This window comes from Tritonibacter sp. AK171 (assembly GCF_030127025.1).
GTDB lineage: Bacteria > Pseudomonadota > Alphaproteobacteria > Rhodobacterales > Rhodobacteraceae > Epibacterium > Epibacterium mobile.
In genome coordinates this window covers 1,494,120-1,518,402 of sequence record NZ_CP126134.1, presented here as the reverse complement: position 1 = coordinate 1,518,402, position 24,283 = coordinate 1,494,120, and the positions used below count along the sequence as shown (strand labels likewise).

Here is a 24,283-nt window from a genome sequence, read left to right as displayed (position 1 = left end):
AGACGGAGAAGATGACCGGAGCTGAGGCACCTCGTTTTGGGGCGCGCGCAGGAAAACGGGCACAGGCAAGAGGGCGAAACAGGCATGCGAGGATTTCTGGGTGGCGTAAGCGTTGGGGCGCTGGTCGCGGTTGCTGGGGCGGCGGTCTGGTCACTGTCGACACCCTTGCCGCAGGCGGTTGATGTCTCGCATGAGACGCCGACCACGACGCTGGAGCCGCGTGAAACATCGACACAGAGCCTTGATACGCCTGGCAGTGACGCGGATGTGGTTGAGACGGCCCCCGCCGAGCCGACCGCTGAAGGAACCATCAGTGACGATGCGCCCAGTGAGATCGACACCTCTGCGCCAGAGCGCCCGGCTGTATCCACCGAGACGGAGGCTGCGCTAGACGCCGCGCCAGAAGGTGTCGACGCGCCCGAGATTTCGGTTGCATCGGATGATCCTTTGCCGGGAACGGATGCGGGCGACAGCACACAACCCGCAGCGCCTCTCGTGGAAGAATCGCCTGCCGTCGTGAATGACCCTGCCGCCGCGCCTGAGGTTGCGGACAGCGGTGAGCCTGCGCTGAGCGCGCCCGAAGAAGAGACGCCCACGCCTGAACTGACGCAGGAGGCAGAGGACACGCCTGCGCCGGTGCGGCTGGACAGTGCAGCGGTTGAGGCACCGGGGATTGGCACGCCGCCCGATGCCACGCCCTCGCCAAACCTGACGACGCCCCCGGTCAGATCGGACGAGACGAATGAGGATGATACGGGCGAGGATGACACGGGTGAGTTGAGGATCGCAGATCTGCCGCAAACCGCGGGCGATGAGGGCGCAGAGCCGGGGCCGAGCATTGGCACGCGCGTGGTGCCCCTTACAGAACGCAATAAAGCAGCGCCTGCGACGGATGCGGAAGCGACACCCGAGACGCCGCCTTTTGTACGCAACGCTGAACCCGCAAGCCCGGAGCCCGGCGTGCCGTTGATGTCGATCATCCTCATTGAGGAAGAGGGCGCGGTCGGGGCCGAGGCATTGGAAGATTTCCCCTATCCGCTGACCTTTGCCATCGACCCAAGCGATCCGGACGCTGTGGCGCGCATGAACGCGCGCCGGGCGGCTGGGTTTGAGGTCATGGTGCTGGCGGATCTGCCGCGCGAAGGCCAGCCGCAGGACGCGGAAACTGCGATGCCCGTGTGGTTTGATCGCTTGCCTGAGGCGGTGGGCATTCTTGAGGGAATCGACAGTGGCGTGCAGGGAAATCGGCCCTTGGCGGATCAGGTGGCAACCATCGCGGCAGATCTGGGCTATGGGCTGGTGTTGCAGGACAACGGCCTGAACACGGTGCAAAAAATGGCGCTGCGCGACGGCATCCCCTCGGGCGTGGTGTTTCGCGATTTTGACGGTGCCGGGCAAGATCCGCGCGCCATGCGTCGCTTCCTCGATCAGGCGGCGTTCCGCTCCGGTCAGGAAGGTGCGGTGATCATGCTTGGACGTTTGAAACCGGATACCATTTCCGCGTTGCTGATCTGGGGGTTGCAAGATCGGGCAAGCCGGGTCGAGCTGGTGCCCATCTCCACCAGCCTCAAACGCCTGCTGGAGCCGAATGCACAGTAGGCAACGTCCGATCTGAGATACAAAAACGCGCTCCACGATGGTCTCGGGAGCGCGTTTTCCATTTTGCAGTCATGGCTTTTTCAGCGGTTGCCATCGCCGGTAAAGCGTGCGGCATCCGCAGCCGCGCGGCGGATCGCGTTGGATTTATGCACAGTCTCCATATACTCCGCCTCCGGGTCGCTGTCGTAGACAACGCCGCCCCCGGCCTGAATATAGAGCTTTTGGTCCTGCACGATCGCGGTACGCAGGGCGATACACATATCCATGTCGCCACCGGCACTGAAATAGCCGACACCGCCGCCATAGATGCCGCGTTTTTCTGGCTCCAGTTCGTCGATGATCTCCATTGCGCGCACCTTGGGCGCACCGGACACCGTGCCAGCCGGCATGCCCGCAAAAAACGCATCCAGCGCGTCTTTGTCCTCGTGCAGTTCGCCGACCACGTTGGAGACGATATGCATCACGTGGCTGTAGCGCTCGATGATGAACTCCTCGGTGGGGCGCACGGTGCCGATCTTGGCGACGCGGCCCACATCGTTGCGGCCCAGATCCAAGAGCATCAGATGCTCGGCCAGCTCTTTCTTGTCGGCCAGCAGATCCTGCTCCAGCGCCTTGTCTTCTTCGGGGGTGGCCCCGCGCGGACGTGTACCAGCGATGGGGCGAATGGTCACTTCGTTGCCAAAGACCCGCACGAGGATCTCGGGGCTGGCACCAATCACCTGGAAGCCACCGAAGTTGAAGTAGAACATGAACGGCGAGGGGTTGGTGCGCCGGAGCGAGCGATAAAGCGCAAAAGGCGGTTGCGGGAAGTCCTGCGTCCAGCGCTGTGCGGGCACCACCTGAAAGATGTCCCCGGCGCGAATGTAATCCTTGGCCTTTTCTACGGCGGCCATATAGCCGTCCTTGGTAAAGTTTGAGACCGGCGGGGCCACCTCGCGCGCCTCGCCCAGATCGCGGGTCTCGGCGGGCATGGCGCGTTCGAGATCGCGCACCGCATCCATCACGCGCTCCGCCGCTTGTGCATAGGCCGCACGCGCCGATTGCCCGTCGCTGACCCATGCGGGAGACACCACCGTGACCTCGCCCTTCACGCCGTCCAGCACCGCCACCGCAGAGGGGCGGATCATCACCGCATCGGGCAGGCCCAGCGGGTCGGGGTTCACATGGGGCAGATGCTCCACATGGCGGATCATGTCATAGCCCAGATAGCCAAACAGCCCTGCCGCCGCCTGTGGCAGATCATCGGGCAGGTCGATGCGGCTTTCGGCCAGCAGCGCGCGCAATGTGTCCAGCGGATTGCCCTCGACAGGGGCAAATCCGTCGGGGTCAAATCGCGCGGCGCGGTTGATCTCTGCCTGTTCGCCCCGCGCGCGCCAGATCAGGTCTGGCTTCATACCGATGATGGAATAGCGCCCACGCACCTCGCCGCCGGTCACCGATTCCAGCATGAAGGCATCCTTCTGCGCGCCGGTGAGTTTCAGCATCAAGGAGACGGGCGTATCCAGATCGGCGGCAAGCCGTGTGTAGACCACCTGATTTTCGCCTGCCTCATAGGCTTTGGCGAATGTGTCGAAGTCGGGGATCAGGGCCATGAGCGCATGCGCCTCGTGCTTAGTTATTGAAAGGTGGCGTGAACTGAATTCACCGCCTGTTGGTTCACCTGCGGGCGCGCGCGTGACTGCACTGCTTGCAGATAGATCTGGAAGATCTCATTCGACAGGGACTGATTCAGTTGCTCATTAAGAGCCTGCGTCAGGAACTGCATGTCGTTGCCATCATCGGGCGGTAGGGTCTCATCCAGACGCACAACGACGGTGCCCTCGGCGTCGGAGACCACGCGAACCTCGCCCACTTCCATCTCAAACACCTGATTGAGCAGATCAACCGGGGTCTGATCGAGATAAGCCGTGCGGGTGAGGCCGGTCTGTTCAACCACCTCGCTGTCCTCAGGGAACTGGCCGTCATTGGCCTCGGTCGCCGCTTTGATCTGATCGGCCTGCTCTGCTAGTGCCTTGGCGATCCGGTCGCCTTTGAAGGCTTCGGTAACGGCGGTGCGGGCATCCTCAAACGGCTGGGGACGGGGCGCCAGTACCTCATCAAGGCGCAGGGCAAAGAGGCTGCCATCCTCAAGGTAGTCCACCGCAGGGAAGTCCTCGACCGTGACCGCCTCTGCCGCATTGCGGAAGGTGTCATAAGCGGCAATGTCGTCTGTGGTGTCTGCGGTCCAATCAAGTTGACCCAGCACCATGCCGTTTTCCTCGTTGGCCAGTTCTTCGAGGGTGGCCCCCCCGGCAAGCGCATCATCGATACCTTCAGAGCGGGTCTCGATCACGCGGCGGGCGCGGTCCAGTGCCAGTTCTTCGCGCAGCGTCGGCAGCGCGTCCTCAAAGCTGGTGAAATTGGCCTCAAGCACACCGTTTACACGATAAAGCGCCGGGCCAAATTCCGACGGCAACGGGCCGACGACATCGCCAACCTCTGCGGCAAACACCGCGTCTCCTGCCGCGCCCAACGTGTCGATTGCGACGTCGCCCATGTCGATATCCGACAGCGTCAGTTCACGTTCTTCAACGAGGGTTTCAAAAGTGGTGCCGCCCACGTCCAATTGCGCCTTGGCGGTTGCGGCCGCATCTTCATTGGGGAAGACCAGTTGTTCGACCAGACGACGCTCGGGGACGTTGAACTCTGCATCGCGCTCTTCATAGAGTGCGCGCAGGGCTGTTTCGTCCACTTCGACCTCATCCACCAGTGCATCGGGGCGCAGGGCCACATAGGTGATGACCTTGGTCTCGGGCAGGGTGAAATCCTCGATATGGGTCTCATAGAAGGTTTTCAGCTCATCCTCTGTGGGTTCAACAGCGGTGAGGATCACGTCATTCTCGGAGAGGCGCACATAGGCAAAGCTGCGGCGCGCGCCAATGTAATCGGTGAGCGTCTCTCCCAGCACGGCGGGCATACGGGTGCCGCCGGTGATGGCGCCTTGCAGCAGGGTACGGGCAGTCTCAGAACGCATGTCTTCTTCGAAATCAGCCTCGGAGAGACCTGCGTTATCAAGAGCAAAACGATAGTTGTCGCGGCTGAAGCTGCCATCTGAGCCCTGAAAGGCTGAAATCTGCGTGATCTCTTTGAGCAGCACCTCATCGCCCACGGAGAGGCCAAGTTCGCCAAGTTCATTGTCCAGTGCGGCAGAGGCCACCAAGCCGGAGAGCACGCCGCGATCCACGCCCATGGAAATCAACTGCGAGAGCGGGATGGACCGGCCGGACTGGGCCTGAATGGCGCGTTGCTCTTGCTGAAGTGCGCGCGCGTAGTCATCGACGCTGACCGTTGCGTCGCCGACGGTGGCCAGCGTGCGTGTGGTGCCGGATACGTTGATCGCACCAAAGCCCGCAAGCCCCACGAACAACAGACCCATAAGGATCCAAACGAAGGTCTTTGAGAGGTTTTTCATGCCTGCGGCCCTTTATGTCGTCTTTTGGCGGCGCGCCGGGACGGGTGCCGGGCGGCCATATTGTGCCGACTGGGTCGGCTGTCTCCTGTTGCCGCCCTGAATACGCGTCTGCCCCGGCAGGAGCAAGCGTCGAGGGCGGCAGAGGTGTAGAGGTTTTGTTACCCGGCAAATTTCGCAAGACGCGAGAGCATCTCGTGGATGCCACTCTCATCCACATTGGCGAACGCGATGCGGAACTGACGATGGCCTTCTGGCGCGCCCTCCGGGGTAAACATGGTGCCCGGCAACAAGAGCATTCCCGCCTCCCGCAGGAGCCGTTGGGCGATCTCATCGGAGCTTTGTTCAAACGGATGCGCGACATAGGCAAAATAAGCGCCGAGGCCCAACAGCTGCCAGCCTTTGTCGGAGAGGGGCGCAAACCCTGCCTCAATCGCGGCGCGGCGGTTCAGGATCTCTGCCCGCTCGCCTGCTAGCCACTGGTCGAGATTCTCGATCCCCCATTTGGCCCCGATCTGGCCGACCTGTGCGGGGCAGATGGTCACCGTGTCGAGGAACTTCTCCATCTCAAGCAAGCGCGCGGGGGCGGCGGCGATGGCTCCGACGCGGTGGCCCGTGAGGCGATAGGCCTTGGAGAAGGAATAGAGGTGGACCAGCGTGTTATGCCAATCGCTGCGCTGGAACAGGCCGTGCGGCGCGCCGGAGCGACTGTCAAAATCACGATATGTCTCATCCACAATAAGCGTCAGCCCATATCGCTGCGCCAGATCATAGAACGCATCAAGGAGCGCAGCAGGATATTCGACGCCGCAGGGGTTGTTGGGGGTGACCAACGCGATGGCGCGAGTCCGGTCGGTAATCAGCGCTTCGGCCTTGTCGACCTCGGGCAGCATCCCCGCGCCGACGGCCAAGGGCAGGGTGGTAACCCCCTGCATATTGAGCCACATTTTGTGATTGAAGTACCAAGGCGTCGGCAGGATCACCTCGTCGCCCTCAGCACAGAGGCTCTGAATCGTGGCCGCAAAAGCCTGATTGCAGCCTGAGGTGATGGCGACCTCTTCAGCGGTAACTTCGGTCTCATAATGGCGACTGATCTGTGCTGCCAATGCCGCCCGTAAATCCGGGTTGCCCAATACAGGTCCATAAAGATGGGCGCTGGTTTGGTTCAATACCGCCTCAGCCATTGCCTGACGTAAACCTGACGGTGGTGGATCTGCCGGGGCAGCTTGGCTGAGATTTAAAAGCGGCTGGTTCTCGGAAAACGTGACCCCCTGCAGCCAGCGCCGGGATTCCACGATCGGAGAAACGAAAGTGGCGTTGGTTCTGGCAAGATGCATCGGAAATTCCTTTTTTAAGTCTCACGCAATACGCGGATTTTTGCCATTTGGTCGATTTCAATTGCCCAAAGCAAGAGGACGAAACCGGAGAGCCGAAAAGAAAAAACGCGCCGTTTAGGGCGCGTTTTATTTAATTTGTAAAATAACCCTACGTCAATCAGTGCCGCGGTAGGGCTCAACATATTGCAGCGCCATATCCCACGGAAAAAAGATCCACGTATCTTGGCTGACGCCGGTGATAAATGTATCGACCTGTGGCTCGCCCTGCGGTTTTGCATAGACGGTCGCCAGATGGGCCTTTGGGTAACGGCTGCGCACCAGTTCCAGCGTCTTGCCCGAGTCAACCAGATCGTCGACGATCAGGATGCCGGTGCCGTCGCCCATCATCTCTGCGTCAGGGCTTTTTAGCACTTCGGCTTCGCGGCGCTGATCGGCCTTGCCGCCACCGGAATGATAGGATTTGACGCTGATCGTATCGACGGTGCGAATGTCGAGTTCGCGCGCCACGATCATCGCAGGCGCCATGCCGCCGCGGGTGATCGCCACAACCGCGCGCCAGTGGCCATCATCGGGCCCGAGCCCGTCCAGACGCCACGCCAGCGCGCGGCTGTCACGGTGGATCTGATCCCAAGAGATGTGAAACCCCTTTTCATGGGGCAGGCGGTTCGGGTCCTTGGTGCTCATCTGGGGTTAGCCTTTCTCGATATCCGGGGCGTCCACGGCCTTCATGCCGACCACGTGATAGCCTGCATCCACATGCAGGTTCTCGCCGGTCACACCAGAGGCCAGATCCGACAAGAGATACAGCGCGGATTTGCCCACGTCATCGGTGGTCACATTGCGGCGCAGGGGCGAGTTGTACTCGTTCCACTTCATAATGTAGCGGAAGTCGCCGATGCCGGAGGCCGCGAGCGTCTTGATCGGGCCGGCAGAGATCGCGTTGACGCGGATGCCGTCCTTGCCCAGATCCTCGGCCAGGTATTTCACCGAAGCCTCAAGTGCCGCCTTGGCGACCCCCATCACATTATAGTGCGGCATCACCTGTTCGGCGCCGTAATAGGTCAGAGTGAGCATGGAGCCGCCTTCGTCCATCATCTTCTCCGCACGTTTTGCAACGGCGGTGAAGGAATAGACCGAGATATCCATGGTCATCTGGAAGTTTGCGCGGCTGGTGTCGACATAGCGGCCACGCAGCTCGCTCTTGTCGGAAAAGCCGATGGCATGCACGATGAAGTCGAGCTTGCCCCATTTTTCTTCGAGCGCAGCAAAGAGCGCGTCGATGGACGCCTCATCTGCAACATCGCAAGGCAGCACGATATCGCTGCCAAGCTGACCCGCCAGTGGGTCGACCCGTTTTTTCAGCGCTTCACCTTGATAGGAGAACGCAAGTTCAGCTCCGGCCTCAGCGCAGGCTTTGGCAATGCCCCACGCGATGGATTTGTCATTGGCCAGGCCCATGATGAGGCCACGTTTTCCGGCCATCAGTTGACTAGACATGCAGGTTCTCCGCCTGTGATCGGTTAATAGAACGTCCTTTAGCCCGCTGTGACAAGGGCATCAAGTCTACTCGCCGACCGGCCCCTTCCAATCGGGCACAAAGGTCACTAAGTACGAAGGCAATCAGTAAGGATATAACATCATGTCGGACAGAGAGGGGCTCTTCGAAGGGAACGATCCATTCGAAATAGCGCGCGTATGGCTGGCCGAGGCCAGTGAGACCGAAATCAATGACCCCAACGCGATTGCGCTGGCGACGGTGGACCCCGAGGGGATGCCCAACAGTCGTATGGTTTTGCTGAAAGAAATCGAAGACGCAGCCTTTGTGTTTTACACAAACTACGAGAGCACCAAGGCGCAGGAAATCGAAGCCAGCGGCACTGCGTCCTTTGTGATGCATTGGAAGTCGTTGCGCCGTCAGATCCGCGTGCGTGGGCACGTCAGCAAAGAAGATGGGCCGCAAGCGGACGAATATTTCGCCTCACGCTCGCTCAAAAGCAGGCTTGGGGCCTGGGCGTCAAAACAATCGCAACCGTTGTCTTCGCGCAGCGCACTTATGGCAGAGGTTGCAAAGGTCACCGCGACAAAAGGACCGAATCCCAAACGTCCCCATTTCTGGGGAGGCTACCGTATCGTGCCGACAGAAATAGAATTCTGGGCTGATGGTGCCTTCAGACTACATGATCGTTTTGTCTGGCGACGTAAAAATGTCCAAGATGATTGGACAATTACCCGTCTTAGCCCTTAAGGTTACGACAAATCAGTTAGCGGTCACTTTGGCTCCTGACTCTTTTGCTCTTGAACTCTTGTGCGGAATTCGCGCAGTTACGAGAAGCAACACGGAAATAACAAACGAACCGGTGGAATTCGCAAGTGGCCGAAGATTTGAGCAGTTTGCAGCATGTCCGTGGACTAGTGAAGTGGTTTGATCCCGCAAAAGGTTATGGATTCATTGTCTGTCCTGACAATGGGCCCGATATTCTTTTGCACGTAAACGTCCTGCGCAATTTCGGGCAAAGCTCGATTGCCGATGGTGCTGGCATTGAAGTTGTCACCCATCGCACAGATCGAGGTGTGCAGGCGGTGGAAATCGTATCCATTACCCCACCAGAACGTGAGGACACACCCGTTCTCAGCGATCTGGCGCAGTTGGATGACGAAGAAATCAGCAACACACCGCTGGAGCCCGCACGGGTCAAGTGGTTCGACAAAGCCAAAGGGTTTGGCTTTGCCAATGTGTTCGGGCGCGACGAAGATGTGTTCCTGCATGTCGAGGTGCTGCGCCAGTCTGGTCTGTCAGACGTGCAATCCGGAGAGGCGCTCGCAATGCGGGTGATCGAAGGCAAGCGCGGACGAATGGCCGTGGATGTGCTCGCCTGGGAGGCGGCCTCATCCGATGTGGACTACATCGACTGATGCGTAGGGTGGCTGCATCGCGTATCGCAGCCGCCGCCCTTTGGCTTGTGGCGACCTGCGGTCTTGCTGCGGCGGCCTGTAGTCGTGACCAAGTCGATCTGCGCGGTCCTTGGGGGCAGGCGCGATTTTCGGTCGAAGTGGTCGACACCCCCGAAACCCGCGCTCAGGGGTTGATGCATCGCCCCAGCATGCCAAAACGATCTGGCATGCTCTTTATCTATGAGATGCCACAGCGCGTGGCCTTTTGGATGAAAAACACGCTGATCCCGCTCGACATGATCTTTGTCGGCGCGGATGGCGTTGTGAGCCATATCCACAAGAACGCTTTGCCAGGCGACCTGACACCGATCCCCGGGGGCGATAAGGTCTTGGTGGTGCTCGAAGTCAACGCCGGTATAGTTGAATCCTATGGGATTTCCGTGGGCAGCGAGATGCGCCACGAAGTTTTTTCAAAAGAAACTGCAAAATGGCCCTGTTAGGGCTTTTCAAATCAGAACAGCACCGCTAGGAAGGCGCACGGTCCGGGGCGTGGCGCAGTCTGGTAGCGCACCTGTTTTGGGTACAGGGGGTCGTGAGTTCGAATCTCGCCGCCCCGACCACTTCTTCCTTATATGAATGAAGTCCCTGTCATCTGCTGAACCTTCGGGTTCAGCAGGGGCTTTGGGATGTTGATCGTGACCCCGCTCTTTTGGGTGAGTTGACGCGCGCCTTACGGTGAGCCGAGAATCACTGCCAAGGTTTAGGTGCCAGTGAGGGGCAGGGCGGCATATCTGGTGTTTACCCTTTATTTAGGAACTGACGCGCAAGGGCATCAAAATCGTGATTTGCCTGCCTCAAAAATTTGCGGAAGCTGAATGCTGACCGAGAGGCGTTGCAGAACCGACGCGCGTTGTGTCGCAGCTCACTGGATCGACATTCCAGCATCAAAAAGCGGGCCTCCGCAGGAGAGCGCAGTTCAAGCGTGGATGACCTCCGCAGGACAACCCCCTCGCAACACGCGGGTTTTCAGATTTCCTTAACTTAATATTCAAAAGCACCGATCCACGGGAGGCGCTGTGGATGAATCATAGCGTCTGTCAGACCCTCGAAATCGTGAAACCGGTCAACTGAAAACTGGTCCGTAAAATTTGAAATTTTGCGTTGACCGCCTATGCCATCTTACGCGAGATTGTGTGTGTCGCTTGGGGGCGCCACTAGATCTTGTTGAGATTGAGCAGTTGCTCCCGATCAGGCTGCTTCGTGCAAAACCGTTAAATCCGGGTCGGTGAAGGACCCGTGAGCGTGGGCCTGAACCTACGCCAGTTAACAGGTATTGCCCTCTGCGGTCAGCGATATGAAGGCCGGTACAAAATGCACCGGTGCGCAAGCGGGACTAATTGGGACAGGTGTAGCCATGAAGATCGAGCGTCGTTTCACAGAAGCAGGACAGGATGCCTATGCATCCTTGGATTTCATCGGGGCGACGTCCGAGATCCGCAACCCGGATGGCACCATTGTGTTCCGTCTTGAGGGCATTGAGGTGCCATCGACCTGGAGCCAAGTGGCCAGTGACGTCATCGCGCAAAAATACTTCCGCAAGGCCGGTGTCCCATCGCGTCTGAAGAAGATCCGCGAGAAGGGCGTGCCAGAGTTCCTGTGGCGCTCAGTCCCGGCGGATGACGATGTGGAACTTGGCGGCGAGACCTCCTCCAAACAGGTGTTTGACCGTCTGGCCGGGGCTTGGACTTATTGGGGCTGGAAGGGCGGCTATTTCTCCTCTGAGGAGGACGCACGCGCCTATTTCGATGAGATGCGCTATATGCTGGCGACCCAGCGCGCCGCTCCGAACAGTCCGCAGTGGTTCAACACCGGCCTACACTGGGCCTATGGCATCGACGGCCCGGCGCAGGGCCACCACTATGTCGATTACAAGACCGGCAAGCTGACCAAATCCAACAGCGCCTACGAACACCCGCAGCCGCATGCCTGCTTCATCCAGTCCGTGTCCGACGATCTGGTGCAGGATGGTGGCATCATGGATCTCTGGGTGCGTGAGGCGCGGCTGTTTAAATACGGCTCCGGCACTGGCACCAACTTTAGCCACCTGCGGGCCGAGGGCGAGAAGCTCTCTGGTGGGGGCAAATCCTCTGGTCTCATGGGCTTTTTGAAAATCGGCGATCGTGCCGCTGGTGCGATCAAATCAGGCGGGACAACCCGTCGAGCAGCGAAGATGGTGATCGTGGATGCCGATCACCCGGATATCGAGCAGTTCATCGAATGGAAGGTGCTTGAGGAACAGAAAGTTGCCTCCATCGTGGCCGGTTCCAAAATGCACGAGAAGATGCTGAACGGCATTTTTGAGGCTCTGCGCACTTGGGATGGTCTCGCTGAGGATGCCTATGATCCGGCCGAAAATACCGCTCTGAAAAAAGCGATCCGCGAGGCAAAGAAGGTCGCAATTCCAGAGACTTACATCAAGCGCGTGCTGGATTATGCCCGTCAGGGCTACGACAGCATCGAGTTCCCGACCTATGACACCGATTGGGACTCGGAAGCCTATTCCTCCGTGTCGGGCCAGAACTCCAACAACTCCATCCGCGTAACCAATGCATTCCTGCATGCGGTCGAAAAGGACGCCGATTGGGAGCTGATCAACCGCACCGACGGCAAGGTAGCCAAGACCGTGAAGGCGCGCGATCTGTGGGAGAAAGTCGGTCACGCAGCCTGGGCCTGCGCCGATCCGGGCATCCAGTTTCACGACACCGTCAACGAGTGGCATACCTGCCCCGAAGACGGTGAGATCCGGGGCTCAAACCCTTGTTCCGAATACATGTTCCTCGACGACACCGCCTGCAACCTGGCGTCGCTGAACCTCCTGACCTTCTATCAGGGCGGCGTGTTTCAGGCCGAGGATTTCATGCACGCCAGCCGTCTGTGGACGCTGACGCTGGAAATCTCGGTGATGATGGCGCAGTTCCCATCCAAGGAAATCGCGCAGCTGTCCTATGACTTCCGCACGCTCGGTCTGGGCTATGCCAACATTGGCGGGCTGCTGATGAACATGGGCTATGGCTACGACAGCGACGAAGGCCGGGCGCTCTGCGGGTCGCTGACCGCGATCATGACCGGTGTGGCCTATGCCACCTCTGCCGAGATTGCCTCCGAACTGGGGCCGTTCCCGAGCTACGCCCGCAATGCCGACCACATGCTGCGGGTGATGCGCAACCACCGCAATGCCGCTTATGGCGCAACCGAAGGATATGATGCGCTCACCGTGAAGCCGGTGCCGCTCGATCTGCAGAATTGCCCCGATGCGCGCCTCACGGAACTGGCGATGAGCGCTTGGGACGAGGCGGTGAGCCTTGGTGAGAAACACGGCTATCGCAACGCGCAATCTACCGTGATCGCGCCCACCGGCACCATCGGTCTGGTGATGGATTGCGACACCACCGGGATCGAGCCGGACTTTGCGCTGGTGAAGTTCAAGAAGCTCGCCGGCGGTGGGTATTTCAAGATCATCAACCGCTCGGTGCCCTCGGCGCTGGAAGGCCTCGGCTATTCCTCCGCTCAGATCGAAGAGATCGTGTCTTATGCGGTCGGTCATGGTTCCATCGGGAATGCGCCGGGGATCAACCATACCTCGCTGACCGGACATGGCTTTGGCCCCAACGAGCTGGCAAAGGTCGACGCGGCGCTGGAAAGCGCCTTTGACATCCGGTTTGTGTTCAACCAGTGGACATTGGGCGAGGAGTTCTGCACCGGCGTGCTGGGCATTCCGGCGGACAAGCTCAATGACACCGCCTTTGATCTGCTGCGCCATCTCGGGTTCACCAAATCCGACATCGACGCCGCGAACGATCACGTCTGCGGGACCATGACGCTCGAAGGTGCACCGCACCTCAAGGAAGAGCATTATTCGATCTTTGATTGCGCCAACCCCTGCGGCAAAAAAGGAAAGCGTTATCTGGGAGTTGACAGCCACATCAAGATGATGGCCGCCGCGCAGAGCTTTATCTCCGGCGCGATATCCAAGACCATCAACATGCCCAATGACGCCACCATCGAGGACTGCCAGCGGGCCTATGAGCTGAGCTGGTCGCTGGGTGTAAAAGCAAATGCGCTCTATCGTGATGGCTCCAAACTGAGCCAGCCGCTTGCTGCGGCCCTGGTTGAGGATGACGATGAGGCCGCCGAGATCCTGGAAACGGGTTCGGTGCCGGAAAAGGCCGCAACCCTGGCCGAGAAGATCGTCGAGAAAGTGGTCATCAAGGAGGTGATGAAATCCCATCGCACCAAGATGCCGCAGCGCCGCAAGGGCTACACGCAAAAGGCGGTTGTCGGCGGCCACAAGGTCTACCTGCGCACCGGCGAATATGAGGACGGAAACCTCGGCGAGATCTTCATCGACATGCACAAGGAAGGCGCGGGCTTCCGGGCGATGATGAACAACTTCGCCATCGCGGTCTCGGTCGGTCTGCAATATGGCGTGCCGCTCGAAGAATTTGTCGATGCTTTTACTTTCACAAAATTCGAACCTGCGGGGATGGTTCAGGGCAACGATTCGATCAAAAACGCCACCTCGATCCTTGACTATGTGTTCCGCGAACTAGCGGTGAGCTACCTCGACCGCACCGATCTGGCGCATGTGAAACCCGAAGGCGCAACATTCGATGATCTGGGGCGTGGTGACGCGGAGGAGGGGCTTTCGAACCTCTCTGAGCTGAGTGACGGCGCAGCCTCGAAATCGCTGGAGGTGCTGAAGCAGATCTCCTCCACTGGTTATTTGCGCAAGCGTCTGCCGCAGGAACTGGTGGTGCTGCAAGGCGGTCAGACCAGCGTCGCGGTGACCGCGCTGGACGGCAGCTCCGATCCCGTGGCGGCATTGCAGAAACTTGTGCCGGAGACCTCTGACGCACCAGTTGTAAGCGGCGGAATGGATGCGCGCACCAAAGCAAAAATGCAGGGATATGAAGGCGATCCGTGCGGTGAGTGCGGCAATTACACATTGGTGCGCAACGGCACCTGCATGAAATGCAACACCTGCGGCTCCACCTCGGGCTGTAGCTAAGGATAGTCCCGGTGCGCGTCATGCACCGGGAAACGTGACCGCATCCATAGGCTTACCTTGGGGGATGCGCAGGGGATGAGGCGGCTCTTCGTGATCTGCTGATATCCCCGACGAAATTGAAGCTCCGGCAAGTTCGGCGCTTTTCCATGATCGGGAACCAAAACACTTTGGGTTTCTGAAATCTGTCTGGGGTGGGTGCGCTCATCCCATACGCCGAGAAGGACAAGGCAAGAAAAACACGGGCGGTCAATGAAAAGAGCCTGATCGGCGAAACTGGCCCTCTCCGAACTGGAGGGGGCCTTTTGCTTTTGTAAATCTAATGCACGTAGGCCCGCCGCGCATGCCCCTGTAGTTTTTGCGTTTTAACGGCGAAGCTGAACGAATTGTTAAGTATAATCTGCGAGATATGAGACAGGGCCGGGACGGTACGGCCTGACAGTCCGGGGATGGGCTGTGATCTCCATGTCTTATAGGGTTTCACCGATGCACCGCTTTGCTCGGCATAATATCTGCTGCATGCATTCTGCTCTGCTGTTGGGCGCTTGCGCCGTGCTAGGAGCCGCAATGCTGTGCACGCCCGCGGCCTCTGACGACTGGTCCGGGCGGTTTCTGGGGATGACGCTGGTCGGTGACGTTGTGTCTGATGAGGCGGAAAGGCCCGATGTTGGCGCGGACCTGCGCCCCGTTCGCGAAGCGAGCGCATATATTCCAGTCCTGCCTACGTCTGACTCAAGGCCGAGTTATGATCTACAGCCCCATGGAAGCAGCAGCCTGTTTGTCGAAGATCACGAGGAACTTGGCATTCTTGGCTTTGGCGTCGCGATTGAAATATCGCCGGGCGTGCAGTTGAGTGGCAGCCTCAGCGGAAGACGCAGCGCGGACGGGGATTATTCCTTGTCGAGCGAGAACCGGCAACTGGCCCTCACTGCAGCCTTTCGGTTCTGAGGGGGATACGATGGCGCGGGTGAACTCCGGGCTTGGCCGATCCAAAAACATGTGCTAGCTGAACACTATGGCGCATATCGAAACCATCATTACCATTTGTATTGCTTGCTGATCTTCAGCGGGCTGGTTTCTGTCGTTCTCTTTCATGTGACAAGTTGCTAAGCCCGCGCTGCGCGCAGTGCGCTTGGTGAGGTATTTGGGGTTCGCCCGAGCTGACGTGTTGTCGAAGGAGCTGACATGACGACGATCAAATTGCACAACTCAAAGACCCGCAAAAAAGAGGTCTTTACCCCGATTGATCCGGACAATGTGCAGATGTACGTCTGTGGCCCCACGGTCTATGATCGGGCGCATCTTGGCAATGCACGGCCCGTGGTGGTGTTTGACGTGCTGTTCCGGCTGCTGCGCCATGTCTACGGCGACGCGCACGTCACCTATGCGCGCAACTTCACCGACGTCGATGACAAGATCAACGCGCGTGCGGCCGAGAGCGGGCGCGAGATCGGCGAGATCACCGCCGAGACCACCCAGTGGTTTCTGGACGATATGGGCGCGCTCGGGGCGCTGGAGCCCACGCATATGCCGCGCGCGACCCAGTATATCCCGCAAATGGTCGCAATGATCGAGGACCTGATCGCGCGGGGGCATGCCTATGCTGCCGAAGGCCACGTGCTGTTTGCGGTGGACTCCTGGCGCGAAGGCTACGGTCAGCTTTCGGGCCGCTCCGTTGACGATATGATCGCGGGCGCCCGCGTTGAGGTGGCGCCTTACAAGAAAAACCCGATGGATTTTGTGCTGTGGAAGCCTTCGGATGCGGAACAGCCCGGCTGGGACAGCCCCTGGGGGCGCGGACGTCCGGGCTGGCATATCGAATGCTCCGCCATGAGCCATGATCTCTTGGGAGAGAGCTTTGACATTCACGGCGGTGGCAACGATCTGATGTTCCCACACCATGAAAACGAGATCGCCCAGAGCTGCTGCGCCAACCCCGAAGGCGAGTTCGCGCGTTACTGGCTGCACAATGAGATGTTGCAGGTCGAGGGCAAGAAGATGTCCAAATCCCTGGGCAATTTCTTCACCGTGCGCGATCTGCTGGAGCAGGGCGTGCCTGGTGAGGTCGTGCGGTTTGTGTTCCTGCAGACCCATTATCGCAAGCCGATGGATTGGACCGAGAAGAAGGCCGCCGAGGCGGAGGCGACGTTGCGCAAGTGGCGGGCGCTGACAGCGGGCATCGAGCCCACCGCCACCGCTGCTGCCGCGGTCCTGGACGCACTGGCGGATGATCTCAATACCGCCGGGGCAATTGCCGAGATGCATAAGCTGGCAGCGGCTGGCGATGCGGCGGGATTGCTGGCGGCGGGACAGTTGGTGGGCCTCTTGAGTGATGAGATGGGTGACTGGGCCGCAGCGCCGTCGGTTGATCTCTCGGCGCATGAAGCACGACTGTTCGCGGCGCGTCAGACGGCCATGGAAACCAAGGATTTTGCCGAGGTGGATCGCCTCAAGTCGGCCTACACGGAGGCAGGGCTGGAGGTGCGTATGTCGAAAACCGGTGTGGAACTTGTGCCCGGCACAGGGTTTGACGCGGCCAAGCTGGAGGGGCTGGAATGACGGAACGGCTCTACCTCTATGACACCACCCTGCGCGACGGGCAGCAGACGCAGGGGGTACAGTTCTCCACGTTGGAAAAAAAGCAGATCGCCCAGGCACTTGATGACCTAGGTGTAGACTACATCGAGGGCGGCTGGCCCGGTGCCAACCCCACCGACAGCGCCTTTTTCGACGAAGCGCCGGACACGCGGGCGACGCTGACGGCCTTTGGCATGACCAAGCGGGCAGGGCGCTCGGCAGAGAATGACGATGTGCTGGCGGCGGTGATGAACGCGGGCACCAAGAGTGTCTGTCTGGTGGGCAAGTCGCACGACTATCATGTGACTGCGGCGCTTGGCATTTCTCTGGAAGAGAACCTCGACAATATCGCCCAATCGGTGACGCATATCGTGGCGCAGGGGCGCGAGGCGCTGTTTGATGCCGAGCATTTCTTTGACGGCTACAAGGCCAATCCAAACTACGCGCTGGCGGCCTGTCGCGCGGCGCTCGATGCGGGCGCGCGCTGGGTCGTGCTGTGCGACACCAATGGCGGGACGCTGCCGCATGAGGTTCATCGCATCGTATCCGAGGTGATCGCTGCGGGGCTGCGGGGCGATCATCTGGGCATTCACACCCATAACGACACCGAAAATGCGGTTGCCTGCTCACTGGCGGCGGTGGATGCGGGCGTGCGCCAGATCCAGGGCACGCTCAACGGTCTGGGCGAGCGCTGTGGCAATGCCAACCTCACGACGCTGATCCCGACGCTTCTGTTGAAGGAACCCTATGCCAGCGCGTATGAGACGGGCGTGCCGCAGGGGGCGCTGGCGCGGCTGACCACGGTGAGCCGGATGCTGGATGAGATCCTCAACCGGGTGCCGCAAAAACAGGCGGCCTATGTGGGGGCCTCGGCCTTTGCCCATAAGGCGGGGCTGCATGCGAGCGCGATCCTGAAAGATCCCTCGACCTATGAACATATTGAGCCTGCGGTGGTGGGCAATAGTCGCGTCATCCCGATGTCCAATCAGGCGGGGCAGTCGAACCTGCGCCGCCGTCTGGCAGAGGCTGGCCTGACGGTTGAAAAGGGCGACCCCGCGCTTGGCCGGATTCTGGAGCGGGTGAAGGAACGCGAAACCGAGGGCTATTCCTACGACACCGCGCAGGCGTCTTTTGAACTGCTGGCGCGCGAGGAACTGGGCCAGATGCCGCAGTTCTTTGAGGTCAAGCGCTACAAGGTTACGGTGGAGCGGCGCAAGAACAAGTATGATGAGATGATCAGCCTGTCGGAAGCTGTTGTGGTTGTCAAAGTGGATGGCGAAAAGCTCCTATCGGTGAGTGAATCGCTTGATCCCTCGGGCAGCGACCGCGGTCCGGTGAACGCTTTGGCCAAGGCGCTGCGCAAGGATTTGGGGCGCTATTCCAAGGTGTTGGACGACATGCGGCTGGTCGACTTCAAGGTGCGTATCACCCAGGGCGGCACCGAGGCTGTGACCCGCGTCATCATCGACAGCGAAGACGGCAAAGGGCGGCGCTGGTCCACTGTTGGCGTCAGCCCGAACATATTGGATGCGTCTTTTGACGCGCTTTTGGACGCGATGAACTGGAAGCTGCTGCGCGATGCGGCCGAGGCGGCGGATGCAGTTTGACGATGACCTGATCGCCTGCGCTGAGGCGGTTCAGAAGGGCGATCCGGATCGTTTTTTGGCCGCAATGGCCGCCCCTGTCGAGGCACGGCCGCTGCTGTTTGCGCTCTACGCCTTTAACATCGAGATGTCGCGCGCGCCCTGGGCCAGTCAGGAGAGCATGATTGCCGAAATGCGGGTGCAGTGGTGGCGCGATGTCGGTGCGGAGATTGCGTCCGGCGGGCAGGTGCGCAGGCATTATGTGGCGACACCGCTGGCGCGGTTGGTCAACCATGAGGCCGCGCAGGTGATTGACGCAATGGCCGAGGCGCGGCGTTGGGACATTTACCGCGATCCGTTTGAGGATGAGGCAGCCTTTGACACCTATATCGACGCCACCTCGGGTGGTCTGATGTGGATGGCGGCTGCCTCTCTTGGGCCAGCAGACGAGGGTGTTGTGCGCGACTATGCCTATGCGGCGGGGCTTGCAGCCTATCTGCGTGCCATCCCGGAGCTTGAGGCGCAAAAACGGGTGCCGCTGTTGGATGGCACCAACGCGGGGCTGATCCGGTTGGCGGAACGTGGGTTGGACCGGCTTGCCGCTGCCAGACGGAGGCGGCAGGCGATTTCCTCTGCGGCAAGCAGTGCCTTACTGCCCGGCTGGCAGGCAGGTGCCATATTGCGACAAGTCCGGGCAGAGCCCGCGCGCGTGGCGGCAGGCGCGCTTGGCCTGAGTGAGTTTCGCAGGCGCGTCTCGCTGATGTGGCAGGCGGGCACCGGGCGCTGGTAGCGCGCCACGGTGCAGCCCGCGATCAGGCGGTGGCGGATTTGGGCTTCAGCACCAGCCAGATCAAAGCACCGCCCGCCAACACCAGGAAGGGGGCCATGGCCATATTGACGGCGGCCCAACCCTCGACCGGATTGCCGCCCGAGCAGTTCATCAATCCACCGGATGCAACGGAGGCGACGGTCACGCCGCCAAAGACCAGCAGGTCGTTGAGACCCTGCATCCGACCGCGCTCATGCGCCTCATGCGCGCCGGCAAGCATGGTGGTCGCGCCGATAAAGCCGAAGTTCCAGCCAACGCCCAGAAGGATCAGCGCGATAAAGAAGTTGCCCAGATCCACGCCCTGCAAGGCGACAGCGCCCGCACCTGCGAGGATCACCAGCCCGGCGCCAACGACCTTTTCCACGCCGAAACGCGCAATCAGATGCCCGGTAAAGAACGACGGCACATACATCGCCAGAACATGCGAGGTGACCACATCCGCAGCGGTGTTCTGGCTGAACCCACAACCGACAACCGCCAGCGGCGTGGACGTCATCACCAAGTTCATCAGCGCGTAAGACACCATGGCGCAGATCACAGCGACGGCGATGGTGGGGGTTTTCAACAGCTCCCAACGGCTGCGACCAATCGGGGCATCTTCCTTTGGTGCGGGCGGGCGCGGAATGCGCAGAAAGGCAAAGAGGCCGACGCCCAGCACATTCACTGCGATCACCGCCAAATAGGTGCCGAGGAAGGGAATGACGAAGGCATCGCTGGTGGCCTTGACCAGTTGCGGCCCAACAATCGCCGACAACAGACCCCCGGCCATCACATAGGAAATCGCCTTGGGGCGAAAGCTGTCAGATGCGGTATCGGCGGCGGCAAAGCGGTAAAACCCCTGGGCGCTCATATAGACACCGGTCAGGGCGCTGCCCACCAGAAACACCGGAAACGAGCCGAGGTAGAGACCATAGCCGCCGATCAGCCCACCCAGCGCACCGCCGGTGGCACCAATGGCAAATCCGGCGCGGCGTCCGTACCGCTGCATGATCGCCGAGATTGGCGTGGCCGAGAGCATCGAGCCTGCAACGATCAGTGAAATCGGCAGGGTCGCCAGACAGGGGTTGGTCGCCAGGGATTGACCGGCCAGTCCGCCCACGATGAAGATCATCGGCATCTGCGCGCCCAGAAAGGCCTGCGCGAGCACAAGAATCAGAACATTGCGCTTTGCAATATGGTCGTCGGGGGCGGGAGCGGTCATAGTCATGGCAATTGCGTAGCCCTGAACAGGTGAAGGAACAAGCAGCGTGCAGTGCACCAATACAATTTTCGCGCGGGGCACCAGATGACGGTTGGCCGCATCATCGAGACCCCGGCCTGCGTGGCTGAAGGCGCCGCATGGCTCTCGGCGCAGGATCCACGCTTTGCCGATGCGCTGGCGCTCACGGGGCCGCTGCCGCTCCGGCGCAAGCCCGATGGGTTTGCGCAGCTTCTGAGCGCCATTGTCAGCCAGCAGGTCTCGGTGGCGTCGGCTAATGCGATCTGGAACCGCCTGCGCGCGGCAAAACTGACCGGGCCGCGCAAGATCCTCTGGGCCAGCGATGAGGATCTGCGCGCGGCGGGCCTGAGCCGACAGAAGATCCGCTATGCCCGTGCATTGGCGGAGGCGCGTATAGATTTCAAGTCCTTACGGGATGCTCCTACAGCGGATGTGATCGCTGAGTTGACGCAAGTTTCGGGTATCGGAATCTGGACGGCAGAGATCTACGCGATGTTTTCCCTTGGACGCGCGGATGTCTTTGCCCCCGGCGATCTGGCTTTGCAGGAAAGCGCGCGGCTGTTGTTTGACCTGCCGGAGCGCCCCAAAGAGCGTGCCCTGCGCGACATGGCTGCGGCGTGGTCGCCGTGGCGGTCGGTTGCGGCGCGGCTTTTGTGGGCCTATTACCATGTGGCAAAGGACAGGGAAGGGATCCGATGACTCGCGTTTTGACTGCCGGCCGCAAAGAGCCGCTCTCCGGTGAAACCCGCTCGGCCGTGGTGTTTTTGCACGGCTATGGGGCCAATGGGGCGGATCTCCTCGGGCTCGCCGACCCGCTGGCCGAACACCTGCCGGACACTTTGTTTGTCGCCCCCGATGCGCCCGAGGCCTGCGCCGGTGCGCCGATGGGGTTCCAGTGGTTCCCTATTCCATGGATTGACGGCTCATCTGAGGAAGAATCCATGCGCGGCATGATGGCGGCGGTGGATGACCTCAACGCGTTTCTGGATGCGCTGATGGTGGATGAGGATTTGCTGCCGGAGCAGGTGGTTCTGCTGGGCTTCTCGCAAGGCACCATGATGGCGCTGCATGTGGCCCCGCGTCGCGAAGACCCCGTGGCGGGGATCGTGGCGTTTTCCGGTCGCCTGCTGTCACCGGATACGTTCAGCGATGACGTCGTGAGCCGGATGCCGGTGTTGCTGGTGCATGGGGACGAGGACGATGTGGTGCCACCGCAATCGCTGCCACAGGCTGCTGAAGCGCTGCAAGAAGCGGGCTTTCAGGATGTGTTTGCCCATGTGATGAAGGGCACCGGCCACGGGATCGCACCCGATGGGCTGAGTGTGGCCTTGGCCTTCATGCGCGACAAACTGAGCCTGTGACGCGCGGTCAGCGCTGTTCCTTCAGGACGATCTGAGACTGGGCCCGCTCGATGAGCGGGCTCTTTGCGATCTGATCGTTGAGTTGCGTCAGCGCATCGGTATCCGCAACCGCAACCATCGCCATCGCGTCCCATTCCCCCGCCAGTGACGCCACATAGGTGATGCCCGGCGTAGCCGACAACCACTCTAGCGCGGGCGCGCAGGGGCGCGTTGCAAATCGCAACAGGATCATCGCCCGCAATGGCGCGACCGTCTCGGTGACGGCAACGTGGTAGCCGGTGATGAGGTTTTGATCTTCCATCGCCCGAATCCGGTCCTGCACCGCCTGACGCGAGAGATTCACCGCACGCCCGATGGCGGCGGTGCTCTGCCGGGCGTTGCGGGTGAGCTCTGCGAGAATGCGTCGGTTTGTCGGGTCCAGATCCACGGTTCAGGTCCTCTTGCGGTTCCCCGGCGCAAAGCTGCGAAACGCCGGTTTCTTCCGGCGGTCTGCGGGCTGTTCGTGCGTCGTTTGATCTCGGATCATGCGCATAATCAGAACGGAGCGAAAGATGAAACTGATTTCACCGCAAGAGTTTACCGCCTCGCGCGCCTGGGAGGCCCTGGACATCGAACGATTTACCGGAGCGACCACGGTGCGGCTGCACTGGACGGATCAGCCCTATGTCTGGCACGTCAATGACGGGGCCGAGGTCTTTGTGGTCCTGAAGGGCGCGGTCGACATGCATGTGCGCCAGAACGGCCAAGTAGAGGTGCACGTCCTGTCCGAGGGGGATATTTTCCACGCGGAGGTGGGCGATGAGCATGTGGCGCATCCGCGCGGGACGGCGCGGGTCCTGGTGATCGAGGCCGAGGGTAGTATCTGAGCGGATCAGCCGTCGCGGCGCTGTCGGGGTTTGCGGGCAGATGTCGCACCGGCGCGCCGTTTTGCAGCATGTTTGCGGCTGGGTTTGGCGGCGGGTTTTGGCGGGCCGGGCACGCGCGGCGGGTCCAGGTCCTCCCATTTGCCCTGCGCCAGCCCATCCAGTGTCCAGGCACCAATGGCGTAGCGGATCAGCCGCAAGGTCGGATGCCCTACGGCGGCTGTCATGCGCCGGACCTGCCGGTTCTTACCCTCGGTGATCTTTAACTCGAGCCACGCGGTGGGCACGGATTTGCGTTCCCGGATCGGTGGGGTGCGAGCCCAGAGCTGGCCAGGCTCACTGATCAGGCGTGCCTTGGCAGGGCGGGTCATTCCGTCTTTTAATTCAACCCCTTGGCGGAGTAAGTTCAGAGCGTCCTCATCAGGGATGCCCTCGACCTGCGCCCAGTAGGTTTTCTCCAGCTTGTGTTTGGGATCGCTGATCCAGGCCTGTAGGCGGCCATTGTCGGTGAGCAGCATCAACCCTTCGCTGTCGCGGTCCAGACGCCCGGCGGGGTAGACGCCGGGGCAATCGACATAATCGCTCAGCGTGGCGCGCGGGCTGCCTTCGCTGCCACGATCGGTGAACTGCGGCAGCACATCAAAGGGTTTGTTGAAACGGATCAAGCGGCTCATGGGACTGGCTCTACGGGCAGGCGGGCCGTGGTGCAAGCCTGTGCAGATGCCGCGCTGCGGAATGCCTGATGTCCGGGCTGTGGATAACTGTCACGCCTCTGTAACGGAATCATCCTATCTCACACGACATCTGGTGGCGCTTTGGGGCTTGTCAGGCTCCGGCCACGATATATAGTCAATCACAAGCTGGGGCGGGTTCCCCGCTCTGGTGCCATCTCGAGGCAAGCAGGGCGAGGAAGACGTTCATGGACGGAGACTTCAGGACAGAATTCGTAAGGGAGCCGGGGGCTCTGAAACAACATCCAGCGCTGGTGTTGAACGCGGATTATCGTCCTTTGTCATACTATCCCTTGTCACTCTGGCCATGGCAGGACGCCGTCAAAGCCGCTTGGCTCGACCGGGTTGCCATCGTGGCCGAGTATGATGAGGTTGTGCGCAGTCCCAGTACCGAGATCCGAATACCATCGGTTGTGGTACTGAAGGATTTTGTCAAACCCCAAAAGCGCGTGGCCTTCACGCGCTTTAATTTATTCTTGCGGGACGAATTTCGCTGTCAGTATTGCGGCGCCAAGGGCGATTTGACCTTTGACCATGTGGTGCCGCGCGCCTCTGGTGGGATCACCAGTTGGGAAAACGTGGTGGCGGCCTGTTCGCGCTGCAATCTCAAGAAAGGCTCCAAGCCGCTGCACCGTGCGGGCATGTCCCTGCGCAAACCACCGCGCCGTCCCGGAGCGGATGAGCTGCGCAATACGGGCCGCAAGTTCCCTCCCGGATATCTGCACGAAAGCTGGATGGACTATCTCTATTGGGACAGTGAATTGGAAGCCTGAACCCTT

21 protein-coding genes and 1 tRNA gene are annotated in these 24,283 nt (G+C 60.4%); 14 read left to right on the top strand and 8 right to left on the bottom strand.

Annotation, left to right across the window (positions count from 1 at the left end):
- The first annotated feature begins 84 nt into the window (after positions 1 to 84).
- The gene (locus QNI81_RS07210; RefSeq protein WP_283967820.1) at positions 85 to 1,599 is read left to right on the top strand and encodes a divergent polysaccharide deacetylase family protein; all 1,515 of its coding nucleotides are present in this window, start codon (positions 85 to 87) and stop codon (positions 1,597 to 1,599) included.
- Positions 1,600 to 1,679: 80 nt separating this feature from the next.
- Here QNI81_RS07210 and trpE read toward each other — a convergent pair whose 3' ends face one another.
- The 5 genes from trpE to fabI all read right to left on the bottom strand — a co-directional run bounded on the left by trpE (position 1,680) and on the right by fabI (position 7,881).
- The gene (gene trpE, locus QNI81_RS07205; protein ID WP_009178909.1) at positions 1,680 to 3,191 is read right to left on the bottom strand and encodes an anthranilate synthase component I; all 1,512 of its coding nucleotides are present in this window, start codon (positions 3,189 to 3,191) and stop codon (positions 1,680 to 1,682) included.
- 23 nt (positions 3,192 to 3,214) lie between these two features.
- Positions 3,215 to 5,050 (bottom strand): peptidylprolyl isomerase, encoded by a 1,836-nt coding sequence (locus QNI81_RS07200; protein ID WP_283967819.1) that lies wholly within the window; start codon positions 5,048 to 5,050, stop codon positions 3,215 to 3,217.
- Between the two features lie 158 nt (positions 5,051 to 5,208).
- Entirely contained in the window at positions 5,209 to 6,384 is a 1,176-nt protein-coding gene (locus QNI81_RS07195; protein ID WP_283967818.1) for an aminotransferase, read from the bottom strand.
- A gap of 153 nt (positions 6,385 to 6,537) precedes the next feature.
- Positions 6,538 to 7,068 carry a xanthine phosphoribosyltransferase gene (gpt, locus tag QNI81_RS07190; RefSeq protein WP_009179332.1) on the bottom strand — a complete coding sequence of 177 codons (531 nt, stop codon included), beginning with the start codon at positions 7,066 to 7,068 and terminating at the stop codon, positions 6,538 to 6,540.
- Positions 7,069 to 7,074: 6 nt separating this feature from the next.
- A complete protein-coding gene (gene fabI, locus QNI81_RS07185) occupies positions 7,075 to 7,881 on the bottom strand; it encodes an enoyl-ACP reductase FabI (RefSeq protein WP_126137054.1) in 807 nt (268 codons plus the stop codon).
- 142 nt (positions 7,882 to 8,023) lie between these two features.
- Between fabI and pdxH the strand changes: the two genes are divergently transcribed.
- The 9 genes from pdxH (at position 8,024) to QNI81_RS07140 (ending at position 19,291) form a co-directional block, all read left to right on the top strand.
- Positions 8,024 to 8,629 carry a pyridoxamine 5'-phosphate oxidase gene (gene pdxH, locus QNI81_RS07180; protein ID WP_009179005.1) on the top strand — a complete coding sequence of 202 codons (606 nt, stop codon included), beginning with the start codon at positions 8,024 to 8,026 and terminating at the stop codon, positions 8,627 to 8,629.
- Positions 8,630 to 8,754: 125 nt separating this feature from the next.
- Positions 8,755 to 9,297: a cold-shock protein gene (locus tag QNI81_RS07175; RefSeq protein WP_005623581.1), complete on the top strand. Its 543-nt coding sequence runs from the start codon at positions 8,755 to 8,757 to the stop codon at positions 9,295 to 9,297.
- On the top strand, positions 9,297 to 9,776 hold the full coding sequence (locus QNI81_RS07170) for a DUF192 domain-containing protein (RefSeq protein ID WP_005623585.1): 480 nt from the start codon (positions 9,297 to 9,299) through the stop codon (positions 9,774 to 9,776). The genes QNI81_RS07175 and QNI81_RS07170 overlap by 1 nt, the downstream gene beginning before the upstream one ends.
- 43 nt (positions 9,777 to 9,819) lie before the next feature.
- Positions 9,820 to 9,896: transfer RNA gene (locus QNI81_RS07165), tRNA-Pro, on the top strand.
- 794 nt (positions 9,897 to 10,690) lie between these two features.
- A complete protein-coding gene (locus QNI81_RS07160) occupies positions 10,691 to 14,344 on the top strand; it encodes a vitamin B12-dependent ribonucleotide reductase (protein WP_283967817.1) in 3,654 nt (1,217 codons plus the stop codon).
- Between the two features lie 564 nt (positions 14,345 to 14,908).
- Positions 14,909 to 15,289 carry a hypothetical protein gene (locus QNI81_RS07155; protein ID WP_283967816.1) on the top strand — a complete coding sequence of 127 codons (381 nt, stop codon included), beginning with the start codon at positions 14,909 to 14,911 and terminating at the stop codon, positions 15,287 to 15,289.
- Between the two features lie 237 nt (positions 15,290 to 15,526).
- On the top strand, positions 15,527 to 16,900 hold the full coding sequence (gene cysS, locus QNI81_RS07150; RefSeq protein ID WP_283967815.1) for a cysteine--tRNA ligase: 1,374 nt from the start codon (positions 15,527 to 15,529) through the stop codon (positions 16,898 to 16,900).
- Positions 16,897 to 18,525: a citramalate synthase gene (gene cimA / locus QNI81_RS07145; protein ID WP_283967814.1), complete on the top strand. Its 1,629-nt coding sequence runs from the start codon at positions 16,897 to 16,899 to the stop codon at positions 18,523 to 18,525. Before cysS ends, cimA begins: the two co-directional genes overlap by 4 nt.
- Positions 18,515 to 19,291: a squalene/phytoene synthase family protein gene (locus tag QNI81_RS07140; RefSeq protein ID WP_283967813.1), complete on the top strand. Its 777-nt coding sequence runs from the start codon at positions 18,515 to 18,517 to the stop codon at positions 19,289 to 19,291. The genes cimA and QNI81_RS07140 overlap by 11 nt, the downstream gene beginning before the upstream one ends.
- 22 nt (positions 19,292 to 19,313) lie before the next feature.
- Here the strand turns inward: QNI81_RS07140 and QNI81_RS07135 are convergent, their stop codons facing one another.
- Positions 19,314 to 20,537 carry an MFS transporter gene (locus tag QNI81_RS07135; protein ID WP_114963614.1) on the bottom strand — a complete coding sequence of 408 codons (1,224 nt, stop codon included), beginning with the start codon at positions 20,535 to 20,537 and terminating at the stop codon, positions 19,314 to 19,316.
- A gap of 78 nt (positions 20,538 to 20,615) precedes the next feature.
- Here QNI81_RS07135 and QNI81_RS07130 point away from each other — a divergent pair, with 78 nt between their 5' ends.
- The gene (locus QNI81_RS07130; RefSeq protein ID WP_283967812.1) at positions 20,616 to 21,248 is read left to right on the top strand and encodes a DNA-3-methyladenine glycosylase family protein; all 633 of its coding nucleotides are present in this window, start codon (positions 20,616 to 20,618) and stop codon (positions 21,246 to 21,248) included.
- Positions 21,245 to 21,910, top strand: a complete 666-nt coding sequence (locus QNI81_RS07125; protein WP_283967811.1) for an alpha/beta hydrolase — start codon at positions 21,245 to 21,247, stop codon at positions 21,908 to 21,910. The genes QNI81_RS07130 and QNI81_RS07125 overlap by 4 nt, the downstream gene beginning before the upstream one ends.
- Before the next feature lie 7 nt (positions 21,911 to 21,917).
- Here the strand turns inward: QNI81_RS07125 and QNI81_RS07120 are convergent, their stop codons facing one another.
- Complete coding sequence (locus tag QNI81_RS07120) at positions 21,918 to 22,337, bottom strand: Lrp/AsnC family transcriptional regulator (RefSeq protein ID WP_283967810.1); 420 nt, start codon at positions 22,335 to 22,337, stop codon at positions 21,918 to 21,920.
- A gap of 124 nt (positions 22,338 to 22,461) precedes the next feature.
- Here QNI81_RS07120 and QNI81_RS07115 point away from each other — a divergent pair, with 124 nt between their 5' ends.
- Complete coding sequence (locus tag QNI81_RS07115; RefSeq protein ID WP_283967809.1) at positions 22,462 to 22,776, top strand: cupin domain-containing protein; 315 nt, start codon at positions 22,462 to 22,464, stop codon at positions 22,774 to 22,776.
- Positions 22,777 to 22,781: 5 nt separating this feature from the next.
- On the opposite strand, the gene QNI81_RS07110 is transcribed toward QNI81_RS07115, so the two are convergent.
- Positions 22,782 to 23,447 (bottom strand): pseudouridine synthase, encoded by a 666-nt coding sequence (locus QNI81_RS07110; protein ID WP_283967808.1) that lies wholly within the window; start codon positions 23,445 to 23,447, stop codon positions 22,782 to 22,784.
- A 245-nt stretch (positions 23,448 to 23,692) separates the two neighbouring features.
- Between QNI81_RS07110 and QNI81_RS07105 the strand changes: the two genes are divergently transcribed.
- Entirely contained in the window at positions 23,693 to 24,277 is a 585-nt protein-coding gene (locus QNI81_RS07105) for an HNH endonuclease (protein ID WP_005676209.1), read from the top strand.
- The last annotated feature ends 6 nt before the right edge of the window (positions 24,278 to 24,283 follow it).

Coding starts and splice junctions, on each gene's coding strand:
- QNI81_RS07160 (WP_283967817.1), top strand. CDS start 10,691: ATGAAGATCGAGCGTCGTTTCACAGAAGCAGGACAGGATGCCTATGCA.
- QNI81_RS07170 (WP_005623585.1), top strand. CDS start 9,297: ATGCGTAGGGTGGCTGCATCGCGTATCGCAGCCGCCGCCCTTTGGCTT.
- cysS (WP_283967815.1), top strand. CDS start 15,527: ATGACGACGATCAAATTGCACAACTCAAAGACCCGCAAAAAAGAGGTC.
- QNI81_RS07135 (WP_114963614.1), bottom strand. CDS start 20,537: ATGACTATGACCGCTCCCGCCCCCGACGACCATATTGCAAAGCGCAAT.
- trpE (WP_009178909.1), bottom strand. CDS start 3,191: ATGGCCCTGATCCCCGACTTCGACACATTCGCCAAAGCCTATGAGGCA.
- QNI81_RS07140 (WP_283967813.1), top strand. CDS start 18,515: ATGCAGTTTGACGATGACCTGATCGCCTGCGCTGAGGCGGTTCAGAAG.
- QNI81_RS07155 (WP_283967816.1), top strand. CDS start 14,909: ATGCTGTGCACGCCCGCGGCCTCTGACGACTGGTCCGGGCGGTTTCTG.
- cimA (WP_283967814.1), top strand. CDS start 16,897: ATGACGGAACGGCTCTACCTCTATGACACCACCCTGCGCGACGGGCAG.
- fabI (WP_126137054.1), bottom strand. CDS start 7,881: ATGTCTAGTCAACTGATGGCCGGAAAACGTGGCCTCATCATGGGCCTG.
- QNI81_RS07125 (WP_283967811.1), top strand. CDS start 21,245: ATGACTCGCGTTTTGACTGCCGGCCGCAAAGAGCCGCTCTCCGGTGAA.
- QNI81_RS07200 (WP_283967819.1), bottom strand. CDS start 5,050: ATGAAAAACCTCTCAAAGACCTTCGTTTGGATCCTTATGGGTCTGTTG.
- QNI81_RS07110 (WP_283967808.1), bottom strand. CDS start 23,447: ATGAGCCGCTTGATCCGTTTCAACAAACCCTTTGATGTGCTGCCGCAG.
- gpt (WP_009179332.1), bottom strand. CDS start 7,068: ATGAGCACCAAGGACCCGAACCGCCTGCCCCATGAAAAGGGGTTTCAC.
- QNI81_RS07130 (WP_283967812.1), top strand. CDS start 20,616: ATGACGGTTGGCCGCATCATCGAGACCCCGGCCTGCGTGGCTGAAGGC.
- QNI81_RS07115 (WP_283967809.1), top strand. CDS start 22,462: ATGAAACTGATTTCACCGCAAGAGTTTACCGCCTCGCGCGCCTGGGAG.
- pdxH (WP_009179005.1), top strand. CDS start 8,024: ATGTCGGACAGAGAGGGGCTCTTCGAAGGGAACGATCCATTCGAAATA.
- QNI81_RS07195 (WP_283967818.1), bottom strand. CDS start 6,384: ATGCATCTTGCCAGAACCAACGCCACTTTCGTTTCTCCGATCGTGGAA.
- QNI81_RS07105 (WP_005676209.1), top strand. CDS start 23,693: ATGGACGGAGACTTCAGGACAGAATTCGTAAGGGAGCCGGGGGCTCTG.
- QNI81_RS07210 (WP_283967820.1), top strand. CDS start 85: ATGCGAGGATTTCTGGGTGGCGTAAGCGTTGGGGCGCTGGTCGCGGTT.